General features: G+C 74.6%; 10 protein-coding genes and 1 tRNA gene. 5 read left to right on the forward strand and 6 right to left on the reverse strand.

Annotated features, from left to right (window positions below; all coding sequences use genetic code 11):
* Positions 1–57: 57 nt before the first annotated feature.
* The 3 genes from ACZ7KX_RS40845 to ACZ7KX_RS40855 form a co-directional block, all read right to left on the reverse strand.
* Entirely contained in the window at positions 58–1599 is a 1542-nt protein-coding gene (locus ACZ7KX_RS40845) for a tryptophan halogenase family protein (RefSeq protein ID WP_470331015.1), read from the reverse strand.
* A 508-nt stretch (positions 1600–2107) separates the two neighbouring features.
* Positions 2108–2183: transfer RNA gene (locus tag ACZ7KX_RS40850), tRNA-Lys, on the reverse strand.
* 47 nt (positions 2184–2230) lie between these two features.
* Complete coding sequence (locus ACZ7KX_RS40855; RefSeq protein ID WP_470331016.1) at positions 2231–2986, reverse strand: nucleotidyltransferase domain-containing protein; 756 nt, start codon at positions 2984–2986, stop codon at positions 2231–2233.
* 166 nt (positions 2987–3152) lie between these two features.
* Between ACZ7KX_RS40855 and ACZ7KX_RS40860 the strand changes: the two genes are divergently transcribed.
* From ACZ7KX_RS40860 to ACZ7KX_RS40870, 3 genes are all read left to right on the forward strand, one after another.
* Positions 3153–4385, forward strand: coding sequence for a DNA glycosylase AlkZ-like family protein (locus ACZ7KX_RS40860; protein ID WP_470331017.1), 1233 nt, complete (start codon positions 3153–3155; stop codon positions 4383–4385).
* 10 nt (positions 4386–4395) lie between these two features.
* The gene (locus ACZ7KX_RS40865; protein ID WP_470331018.1) at positions 4396–5157 is read left to right on the forward strand and encodes an SDR family oxidoreductase; all 762 of its coding nucleotides are present in this window, start codon (positions 4396–4398) and stop codon (positions 5155–5157) included.
* 131 nt (positions 5158–5288) lie between these two features.
* The gene (locus tag ACZ7KX_RS40870; protein ID WP_470331019.1) at positions 5289–5984 is read left to right on the forward strand and encodes a tyrosine-protein phosphatase; all 696 of its coding nucleotides are present in this window, start codon (positions 5289–5291) and stop codon (positions 5982–5984) included.
* A 39-nt stretch (positions 5985–6023) separates the two neighbouring features.
* On the opposite strand, the gene ACZ7KX_RS40875 is transcribed toward ACZ7KX_RS40870, so the two are convergent.
* Together ACZ7KX_RS40875 and ACZ7KX_RS40880 are read right to left on the reverse strand one after the other, a co-directional pair.
* Positions 6024–6473, reverse strand: coding sequence for an RICIN domain-containing protein (locus tag ACZ7KX_RS40875; RefSeq protein WP_470331020.1), 450 nt, complete (start codon positions 6471–6473; stop codon positions 6024–6026).
* On the reverse strand, positions 6466–7581 hold the full coding sequence (locus tag ACZ7KX_RS40880) for a low temperature requirement protein A (RefSeq protein ID WP_470331021.1): 1116 nt from the start codon (positions 7579–7581) through the stop codon (positions 6466–6468). Before ACZ7KX_RS40880 ends, ACZ7KX_RS40875 begins: the two co-directional genes overlap by 8 nt.
* 127 nt (positions 7582–7708) lie before the next feature.
* On the opposite strand from ACZ7KX_RS40880, the gene ACZ7KX_RS40885 reads away from it, so the two are divergent.
* Both ACZ7KX_RS40885 and ACZ7KX_RS40890 read left to right on the forward strand, forming a co-directional pair.
* On the forward strand, positions 7709–8803 hold the full coding sequence (locus ACZ7KX_RS40885; RefSeq protein ID WP_470331022.1) for a hypothetical protein: 1095 nt from the start codon (positions 7709–7711) through the stop codon (positions 8801–8803).
* A 147-nt stretch (positions 8804–8950) separates the two neighbouring features.
* Positions 8951–9295: a hypothetical protein gene (locus ACZ7KX_RS40890; protein ID WP_350526327.1), complete on the forward strand. Its 345-nt coding sequence runs from the start codon at positions 8951–8953 to the stop codon at positions 9293–9295.
* A gap of 55 nt (positions 9296–9350) precedes the next feature.
* On the opposite strand, the gene ACZ7KX_RS40895 is transcribed toward ACZ7KX_RS40890, so the two are convergent.
* Entirely contained in the window at positions 9351–10184 is an 834-nt protein-coding gene (locus tag ACZ7KX_RS40895; protein ID WP_470331023.1) for a TIGR02452 family protein, read from the reverse strand.
* Between the last annotated feature and the right edge of the window lie 228 nt (positions 10185–10412).

Raw genomic sequence — 10412 nt, forward strand, 5'->3', positions numbered from 1 at the left:
CCGCGGGGGTGGGGACCCGTCGGGCCGGGGGCTCGGTGCACCCCCGGCGGGTGCGGGTCAGTTGATCGACGCGAGGTACTCGTGGCAGCTCGGCAGGGCGGCGACGAGGCGGTCCGCGTCGGCCTTGATCCGGGCCAGCTCGGCGCGGGCCGCGGCCGGGTCGATGTGCGCGAGCGCCGGCCGGGCCGTCCGGGGCTCGTGCCCCAGCCCGAGCAGCATGGTGTTCCAGGAGTAGTGCTCGAAGCCGTGGTAGGCCTGGTAGATGGTCTGCTCGTCGAGCAGGTGCGAGGCGGCGACCTCCAGTCGCTCGGCCAGGCCGTCCGGGAGCGGGCGGACCTTGGTCTCCTTCCAGTACGGCGTGTCGTCACGGCGGGCCGCCCAGTAGTGCAGGACGAGGAACTCCTTCACGCCGTCCAGCACGTTGGCGACGCGCTTGTTGTAGTCCGCGGCCAGCGCCGGGTCCCAGCGCTCGTCCGGGAAGTGCTTCACCAGCTGCTCGATGCCGTGCTGGATGAAGAAGATGCCGGTCGACTCCAGCGGCTCCACGAAGGCGCTGGACAGGCCGATCGCCACGCAGTTGTTCACCCAGGAGCGCTCGTTGCGGCCGATCCGCATCCGGATGTGGTTGGCCTCCAGGTCGTCCCGGCCGGGAGCGGCGAACTCGCGCAGCGTGCGCTCCGCCTCCTCCGGGCTGGTGAACTCGTCGGAGTAGACGTAGCCCGTGCCGTTGCGCCCGAACAGCGGGATCGTCCAGATCCAGCCCGCCTCCATGGCCGAGGCCGTGGTGTACGGACGCATGTCCTTGCGCTGCTCCTCGTCCAGCGGCACCCGCAGCGCGACGGCCCGGTTGTTCGGCAGGACGTCCTGGAAGGAGACGAACGGCTCCTCCATCGTCTCGTTGATCAGCAGGCCGCGGAAGCCGGTGCAGTCGATGAACAGGTCGCCCGCGACCTCGCCGTGCCCGCGGGTGGTGACGTGGCTGATCCAGCCGCGCTCGTCCCGTGCCACGTCCACCACGTCGTCCACCACGTGCCGCACCCCGCGCCGGGTGCCGTAGTCGGTGAGGAACCGGGCCAGCAGGCCGGCGTCGAAGTGGTAGGCGTACGGGAACTGGGCGCGCTGCTCCTCCAGGGTGGAACGGCCGAGCGAACCGTCCAGGCCGCCGGCGAACAGCGACCCGTCCATCAGTCTCGGCGAGCGTCTCGCCTCGCACAGGTACGGCGTGATGTAGCAGCTGCGGTCGAAGGACTCGCTGCGGTCGCCGAGCTGCAGCCACCAGTCGGCGACGTTGAACCCGTCGGAGGTCCGCAGCCGCTCGAACGGGTGGTAGAAGTGGTGCCCGACCTCGCGCCAGTTCTCGAAGCGGATGCCGAGCTTGTAGGAGCCGGAGCAGTGCGGCATCCAGTCCCGCTCGTCCAGGCCGAGATAGTCGAAGAAGTGCCGGACGGTGCTGAAGGTCGCCTCACCGACGCCGATGGTGGCGACGCGGTCCGATTCCACCAGCGTCACGTCGAGCCGGTCGCCGAATGCCGCCTTCAGGTAGGTGGCACTCATCCAGCCTGCGGTTCCGCCGCCGACGATCACTACCGAGTTGATCATCCCCGAGCCCTCCTGGAGATCCGTGATTCGTGCAGCGAAGTTATCCAGCCACGTTTTTCCTTCGTTATCGGCCGTCAATGGCGAGGGAAGATCGACGGTGTTCCCGACAATATCGACGGGTGCCCGGACGGAATCCCGCAGCCGCTTCCCGGCGTTTCTCCGCCGGTTTCTCCCCGGTCCCCGCGGGTTTCCCGCCGGGCCCGTTCCGTGCGCCCGTCGGCCCCCGTCGGGCGCTGCCGCTCTCCCGCCGCTTCCGTGGGGCACCGCGACGCAGCCGCCGTCCCCGCGGGGCGGCGGGCGGGCGCGGCGGCGCGGGGCTCTGCGGGGATGTCCGGATGCCGCCGGAGGCGCGCACGGCGTCGGCCGGCGCCGCAGGGCGTCGACCGGGGGGAGGGGGTGGGGCGTCCGGCCGCTCCGCCGCGGCGGGGCGCACGGCGGCCGCGGCGCACGGCCGCGGCGGGCGGGATCCGCCGCCTCCGGGACCTCGCCGGGGCGGCCGTGACGGATCTGGTGGGGCACCAGGGGCTCGAACCCTGAACCTACGGATTAAAAGTCCGCAGCTCTGCCAATTGAGCTAGTGCCCCGCGGCCCTTGCTCCCGGTGGTGCCCGGTGGGGAGAGCCACGGCGATCCTACCCGGTGGGGCCCACGGCTCCGCCAGTGGATTGCACGGACGCGCCGTCGGTGTGCAGCGGTCCTTGAGGCGGCGTGTAGTGGGCCGCGCGGACACGGCGGAGCCACGCCTCGGCCGGGCGCGGGTCGGGGGCGGCCGGGAGGACACCGGGGCCGGCCAGCCGGTCGGCGGCGTCCGCGAGCAGGCTCTCGGCGACGGCGGGGCGGTCGGCGATGCGTTCGCCGAGTTCGCGGATCCGTTCGGGGTCGGGCAGCCGGATCAGGTTGCGGCCGCTCCGGTGCAGCCGGACGGCCTGCTCGACCAGCCGGACCAGGTGCCGGGCGTGCTTGGCGGCCCGGCGGCGAGTGGCCGGGTCGGTGGTGTCGCGGGTCAGCAGCTTGCGGAACTGCTGGTCGGCGTAGCCGAGATAGGCCCTCCGCACGGCGGGTGCGCTGAGGAAGCTCGTACGGATGCCGACGAGTTCCGCACCGAGCGGGGTGCGGGTCTCGTACAGGTCGTCGGGCAGCCAGACCAGTTCGGAGGCGGTCGGGTTGCAGGTCAGCGCGAGCCGGCACCACTTGGCGGCCTCGTGCAGGGTGAGGTCGGGCGCGGTGCTGACGTGCGACTCGGCGGGGCGGTGCAGGCCGTGCAACTCCTCGGTGGGCGTGGCGAACAGGCCCAGCCGGTCCAGGTCGGAGCCGGCGTGGGCGAAGCCGTACGCGGTGGAGCCGACGATGCCGGAGAGCAGGACGGTCCCGGGGGTGGTTGCGGGCACGGGTGGTCTCCTCCCGGGAGGCGTACGGTCGGGCTGCGGACGGGCGGTCGGCCCACGGACGCGTCGCGGACCGGCCGCGGACGGGTACGGGCATCCTCTCCGGAACGGGCCGCGCCGGGCGAGCGAATTCCGGTCCGGGGCCCGCCCGCCCGCCGATACTGGCCCCATGGAGCACGATCCCCACGTGGAAGCGGTGGCAGCCGGCGGCGTCGAGAAGCTGCGGGCCTGGTGGTCGCACCGCCAGTGGCTGGACCGCCCGCACACCGGTGCGTCCGCCGCCGAGGTGCTGGCCGCCACCGGCTGGGCCCGCTCGGTGGGCGGCGCGGCGCCGTACCTGGGACTGTTCGCCCGGGCCGGGCTCCGCCGGGCGGCGGTGGACGAGGCGGTGGCCCGGCTGGAGGTGCACGAGCTGCCGTCCGCCCGCGGCTGCACGTACGTGCTGCCCGGCTCCGACTTCGCGCTCGGCCTGGCCTGCGGCGCCGCCGCGCCGGTGGGTGAACTGGCCGCGGCGGAGAAGCACCTGGGGGTCGGCCGGGACGAGGTGGAGAAGCTCTGCCTGGCCATCGAGCGGGTGCTGTCGCACGAGGAGCCGCTGGACCCGACCACGATCCGGGAGTCGGTCGGGGACGCGGTCCGCCCGCTCGGCGAGGCGGGCAAGAAGCGCGGACTCGCCACCACCCTGCCGCTCGCCCTCGGGCTGATGCAGTCGCGCGGCCGGATCCGCCGGGTGCCCGTCAACGGCCGCCTGGACCAGCAGCGCTACGGCTACGTCGGCTGGGACCAGCCGGTCGCGGGGAACGCCGTCGACCTCGCCCACCGCTACTTCTCCTGGGCCGGCCCGGCCACCGTCAAACACTTCCGCTGGTTCTCCGGCTTCACCGCCGCCACCGCCCGGCGGGCCGTCGCCGAGGCGGGCGCGGTCCCGCTCACGCCCGGCTCGGAACTCCTGATCCCGCCCGAACTCGCCGACGAGTTCACCGGGTTCAGGGCACCGAGCGCACCGCACTACACCCTGCTGGCCGGCATCGACGGCATCCACCTGCTGCACCGCGACCTGCCCCGGCTGCTCGACCCCGCCGACGCCGCCCGCCCGCTGCCCGCCGGCCGGGCCGGCCGCACCTTCGGCTCCGAGGCCGACCCGCAGACCCACGTCGTGCTCGACCGCGGCCGGATCGTCGGGCTCTGGGAGTACGACACCGAGCGGGCCGAGATCGTCCTGCTGCCCTTCGTCCCGCTCGACGACGCCCTGCGCGAGGCGGTGGCCCGCACCGAGGCGTTCGTCCGCGACGACCTCGGCGACGCCCGCGGCTTCAGCCTCGACTCGCCGAAGAGCCGTGCACCGAAGATCGCCGCACTGCGGGCCGCCGCGGCAGGCGTGCCGGGCCGGTCGCGCGGGTAGCGTACGGACCGTGTCGACCACCACCACCGACGAAGTCCTGCTCGTCACCGGCGCCGGGCGCGGCATCGGCGCCGCCACCGCCCTGCTGGCCGCCCGCCGCGGCTACCGCGTCTGCGTCAACTACCGGACGGACGAGGCCTCGGCGGCCTCCGTCGTGGACGCGATCCGCGCCGAGGGCGGCACCGCCCTCGCGGTGCGCGCCGACGTCAGCCGGACCACCGAGGTGGAACGGCTGTTCGCCACCGTGGACGCCGAACTCGGCCTGCTCACCGGCCTGGTGAACAACGCCGGCACGCTGGAGAAGCAGTGCCGGCTGGAGGAGATCGACGAGGACCGGCTGAACCGGATCTGGGCCGCCAACATCACCGGCCCGTTCCTGTGCGCGGCCCACGCCGTCCGCCGGATGTCCACCCGGCACGGCGGGCGCGGCGGCGCCGTCGTCAACGTCTCCTCGGCCGCCTCCAGGCTCGGCTCGCCGAACGAGTACGTCGACTACGCGGCCGCCAAGGGCGCGGTGGACTCGATGACCCGCGGCCTCGCCCTGGAGGTCGCCGCCGAGGGGATCCGGGTCAACGCGGTGCGGCCCGGACTGATCCACACCGACATCCACGCGCTCGGCGGCGAGCCCGGCCGGGTCGACCGGGTCGCCCCGGACCTCCCGATGCGGCGCGGCGGGCAGCCGGAGGAGGTCGCCGAGGCGATCCTCTTCCTGCTCTCCCCCGCCGCCTCCTACACCACGGGCGCGTTCCTGGAGGTCTCGGGCGGCCGCTGACGACGGGTTCCGGCCCCCGGAGCCGGAACCCGCACCACCCGGGGGCCGCTTTCGGACAGCGTCGGCCCGCCACCGAACGGCCCCCTCCGGTTTCCTTCCGCGCGCCTGCCCCCGCCCTTACGGTGGAAGCCATGACCGACGCCTTCATCGACATCCCCGGTGTGCGCAACTTCCGTGACGCGGGCGGCATCGGCGCCCTCCGCCGGGGCGTGCTCTACCGCTCCGGCTCCTTCCACACGCTCACCGAGGAGGGCGCCCGGCGGCTCAAGGCCCTCGGCCTGCGGACGGTGTTCGACCTGCGCAGCCGGTTCGAGCTGGAGACCTGGCCGGACCAGCGGCACGGCCTCGACCACGAGACCCTCAACCTGCCGACCCTGCCCGCCGATCGCGGCGACGTCGACCGGCCCTGGCCGGAGGACCAGGCCGCCCTCTACCCCTTCATGGCCGGAACGGCCGGCGCCTCGCTCGCCGCCGTCGTCCGCCGCCTCGCCGCGCCGGAGTCGCTGGCCGCAGTCGTCCACTGCGCCGTCGGCAAGGACCGCACCGGCCTCACCATCGCCGTCCTGCAGTCCCTGCTGGGCGCCCCCGAGGCCGACATCACCGCCGACTTCCTGCTCTCCAACATCGGCCTCGGCCTCGACAAGGGCCCCGTCCCGTACGTCGACGAGGCCGGAGCCGAACGCCTCTCCCGCCCGGTCGGCGCCGAACTCATCGCCTCCTCCCTCGCCTGGATCGACACCCACCACGGCTCGATCCCCGCCTACCTCCACCACCACGGCGTCACCGACGCCGAACTGGACGCCGTCCGCACCAACCTGTCGGCCTGACCGGCGCCCCCGGCCCGGGCGGGGGCTCGACGGCGGGCCCTACGGCCGGCGCTCGAAGCGCCACCACTGGGTCGGTTCGTCGACGTCCTCCCACTGGTGGACGACGCCGTCCGGGGTCTGCGGCGCGGTCAGCGGCTTGCCGCTGATGAAGCTGGTGACGGTGTACGTCCCGGGGGCGTCCACGTGGGCCTCCAGCAGCCACTCCTGGGCGCCGAAGGCGTTGGCGCCCCACTGCTGGATCGGGACGCCGTCGTCCGGGGAGGCTCCGGTAACGTCGAGTCGCTTGCCGCTGCCGGCGTTCTCCAGGTGGTAGAGCGCGCCGCCCGGGTGCACGGCGGTGAGCCGCCAGAGCTGGGCGTCGGTGCCGTCGTCGGTGCCCAGCACGATCCGGGCGCCGCTGCGCCGGGAGGCGTCGGCGACCTGCAGCAGCAGGCCGGCGCCGACGTTGCGGACGAGGTAGCTGCCGTCGGTGATCGCGGAGTCAGTCACGGTCGAAGTCTGCCACCGGGTACCGACAGGCCTCGTAGCCGACGACCGCGGCCAGCACCGCCGCCACCACGCCGACCTGGACGAGCGCCGACACCCGGGTGCCCAGCGGGACGGTGGCCGCGACCAGCACCGCGCCGAGCAGCCGGGGCAGGTTGGGGCCCAGGCGGAGGAAGGCGCGCACGGCCGTGTTGACCACCAGGTACAGGGTGATCCCTCCGGCCAGCGCGGCCGCCTGCGGCAGGGTGATCGCGGCGACCGGGTGGCCGACCGCGGACTTGACCCCGGCGGCGAACAGCAGCACGCCGAGCAGCAGCCCGAAGTGGCCCAGGTAGAAGACCGAGACGGCCGCCCGGTTGCGCTCGGCGGAGGGCAGCGCGGCCATCCGGTGCTCGGCGCGGGCGTCGTCGTCGTGCCCGAAGTACGCCCACCAGAGCGCGACGCAGACGGTCAGGCTGAGCAGCGCGACGGCGATCAGCGCGGGCCCGAGGTCGGCCGTCCCGGCGCCGACGCCGATCGCGATCACCGACTCGCCGAAGGCGATGATCACGATCAGCCCGTGCCGCTCCACGAAGTGGTCGGCGCGCAGCCGGAACTCGGGCAGCCCGGCCGCCCACGGGGTCACGAACTGCATCGCGAAGGCGGCCGTCCAGAAGCCGAGTTGGACCGTCCCGGCGAGGTAGCCGCCGGCCACCACCAGGGCGCCGACGACCAGGTTGCTCGCGCCCATCCGCAGCACCGCGGCGGGGGTGACCCCGGCGGCGACGAACATCCCGGTGTGCAGGGCGACCACCACCAGGTACGCCCAGCCGAACGCCGCGCCGCCGCCCTCGAAGGCGTGCGGGACGGACAGCGAGATGACCAGGAAGGCGCCCATCGCCAGCATCAGCAGCCCGCGCCGGCCGTGGGTGCGCGGCGGCATGGCGTTGGTCAGCCATATGAAGGCGTCGTACATCCACCAGATCACGCCCAGCATCACCAGCACCTGGGCGAACCCGCCGGGGGTGAGGTGGTGGACCAGGCTGCCGGTGAGCTGGGTGATGGTGAAGACGAAGACGAGGTCCAGGAAGAGTTCGAGCGGTGCCACCTTCAGGGCCGGCTCGGCGGTCACGGCGGTACTCGTCGCCTCAGGAGCACCAGGGGAAACACGCGATGCGGTCACGGCGCGAGTATCCGTCACCCGGCCCGGGCCCGTGGGCGTTTCGACCGGACCGGCTCCGCCGCCTATGCTGCGGCGAATGTCCACCGAGCAGATACCGTCGCACCGTCAGCAGCCCGCCTTCCTCGACGCCGTGGCCGACCTGGAGGCGGTGGTCGCCGCCGGGGACGACGAGCGCTTCGGCCCCGTCCTCGGCACGGTCGGCGGCCTGTTCGGCGCGGCCGCACCGGACGAGCGGGCGGTTGCCGGTCCCCGGCTGGCCGCGCTGCTGCCGGACGCCCCGCCGTTCCCCCGCTCGCACCTGGCGATGGTGGTGGGCGCCTGCGTCGAGCACGGCGCCGACCCGGTCGCCTGCGCCGGCCCGGTGCTGGCCGGCCTGCGCGGGGCGCTGACCGGCGCGCAGCTGCTGGCGCGGCGGTGGGCCGGGACCGGCGGCGGCCCGCTGCCGGACCCGGAGGAGGACGATCCGGCCGCGGCGCACGAGCGGATCGCCGACCCCGCCGTCCTGGACGAGTGGCACGCCCACCTGGCCGTGGTCGGCTGGTGGACGCTGCACCTGTGGCAACAGGCGTCCTGGGCGGTTTACGCGCACGCCCCGGTCCGGGCCGAGGCCCGCGCCTCGGGCGTGACCGGGGTGCTGGTGGACCTGTTCGCCCGGCACGAGGGCGAGCAGCACGACTTCAAGGGCCTCGCCTACCTCGCGCTGATGCTGGACGACGAGCCGCTGCTGGTGCTCGACCGCCCCACCGGCACCGGCTACCTGCTGCGGATGAGCGGCCTGGGCGACACCTTCCAGCTGCACACCCTGCTCGCCGACGTGCTGATCGGCGGCGGCCACCTCCCCGGCGCCCCGCAGGACCCGGAGGTGGTGGCGCTGGCCCGGACGGCCTTCCTGGACCACCGCAAGCCGATCGCGACCGGCGCCTTCAACCTGGTCGCCCCGGACGGCTCCTGGCTCTGGAACGAGGGCACCCCGAGCGACATCCCGCTGCTGGACGGCGTGCGCACCCTGGTGCTGGAGCCACAGCCGTACGAGCGCAGCTGGTCCGCCGGGCGCTTCATCCAGGAGGTCCCGGGCGACCTCCGGCTGGAGCGGGTGCTCGACCCGGCGGAGGCGGCGCAGTGGCTCGCCCGCACCGCCCCGGGGCACTCCACCGCGGAAGCCTTCCGGTAGGGCCCGGTACCTGCCCCGTAGCCGTCCGGCAGCCGCCCGGCACCTGCCGCGTAGCCCGTCCGGTCCGCCGCCGGAGCCACCGGTGGATCGCCGGTCCGGTCGGGTTATGGTCGGATTCCGACACAGCCCCGAGGAGTGGAGTCGACGATGGCGAAGGTCCCGAACGTGCTCGCGGCCGCAGCGCCCGCAGCGCTGACCGCGGCGAGCGGCCTGGTCGGCGGCTACGGCGTCGCCCGCTGGACCGGCCGGCGCGAGCTGGGCGGCGCCGTGCTGGCGGTGGCCGGCGCCGGTGCCGCCGCGCAGTGGCGCCGCAGCTCCGGCCCGGGCACCGCGGCCGCGCTGACCGGCCTGTACGTGGCGGCGTTCGGCGGCTCGCACCCGTTGGCGAAGCGGATCGGCGCCTGGCCGTCCGTCTTCGCCGTCACCGGCGTGGTCGCGGCGGCCTCCACGGCCGCGACGGCGCTCTCCGCCCGCAACCGCAGGACCCGCTAGGACCGGCGGGGCCGGCTTTCGGCCTCGGCCCCGGGCCCGGCCCGCTCAGGCCCGGCTACGCCCGGCTCGCCGCGCCGAACCGGGCCTCGAAGGCCGCCCGGTTCACCGAGACCGGCGAGCGGTCCCAGACCGCGAACACCACCCGGTCGAAGGCCGCCCCGTACCGCGCCAGCGCACCCTCGAAGGCCTCGGCGACCTGGGCCGGGTCGTTGCCGAACACCCCGCAGCCCCAGGCGCCGAGCACCAGGGTGCGCAGCTCGTGCCGGGCCGCCGCCGCGAGCACCCGCACGGCCCGCTCGGCGAGCACCCCCCGCACGTCCGTGCCGGCCGAACGCCGTTCCAGCTGCCCGGCGTTGGGCGCGGGCGAGGTCAGGAAGGTGACCGGGAACGGCTGCGCCAACAGCTCGCCGCGCCCGTCCCGGATCACCGGCACGTCGGGCGAGACGATCACCCGGTGGCTGTACCGGAGGTCGGTCGAGGCCCGGTGCGCCTCGTAGTAGTCCGGCGCCTCCAGCAGGCAGCTGTACAGCAGCGCACTGCGGCACAGGTCCTCCTCCTGGGCGCGGGCACCGCGCAGGTACCCGCCGCCGGGGTTGCGCGCGGAGGCGAAGTTCAGCACCCCGACCGGCCCGGCCCCGGACGCGACCAGCCGCCCGGCGGCCTGGACGCTCCCCTCGGCCGTCACCTCGACGCTCCCGCGCGGCCCCGGCCCCGGCTCGCCCGCCGCCACCAGCGCGTCCAGCGCCTGCGGCGCGTACGACACCGTGCCGGCCCGGGCCGCCGTCAACTGCTCGCCCACCCGCACCAGTTCGCCGCCGGCCGTCCGGTAGTCCCCCCGTCCGGCGATCTCCTCGTTCACCCGTGCCACGTCATGCAGTCTGCTGCTCATGCCCCGGACGCTACGGGACTACCGTCACCGCGCGCCACAGGTTATTCTCACTTCCAGAACAACACCTCGGGGGGACGTGCAGGACGAGGTGTCGGGGGGTGTCGGGGGAACGCGAAGGGCCCGCTCCGGGGGACGGACGCTGTTGGTTAATGCGGGTCCTGATCACTTCGCCCCGCCGACCGGTTGGTCGGCGGGGCGAAGTGCTGTGAAGTGGCTGGTGCGGGTGCG

It is taken from the genome of Kitasatospora sp. NPDC038210 (assembly GCF_055600605.1).

What these genes read in the sequence shown, in the direction of transcription:
- ACZ7KX_RS40845 (WP_470331015.1), bottom strand. Translation starts at nt 1,599, where the DNA reads ATGATCAACTCGGTAGTGATCGTCGGCGGCGGAACCGCAGGCTGGATG.
- ACZ7KX_RS40860 (WP_470331017.1), top strand. Translation starts at nt 3,153, where the DNA reads ATGGAGCACGATCCCCACGTGGAAGCGGTGGCAGCCGGCGGCGTCGAG.
- ACZ7KX_RS40870 (WP_470331019.1), top strand. Translation starts at nt 5,289, where the DNA reads ATGACCGACGCCTTCATCGACATCCCCGGTGTGCGCAACTTCCGTGAC.
- ACZ7KX_RS40885 (WP_470331022.1), top strand. Translation starts at nt 7,709, where the DNA reads ATGTCCACCGAGCAGATACCGTCGCACCGTCAGCAGCCCGCCTTCCTC.
- ACZ7KX_RS40890 (WP_350526327.1), top strand. Translation starts at nt 8,951, where the DNA reads ATGGCGAAGGTCCCGAACGTGCTCGCGGCCGCAGCGCCCGCAGCGCTG.
- ACZ7KX_RS40895 (WP_470331023.1), bottom strand. Translation starts at nt 10,184, where the DNA reads ATGAGCAGCAGACTGCATGACGTGGCACGGGTGAACGAGGAGATCGCC.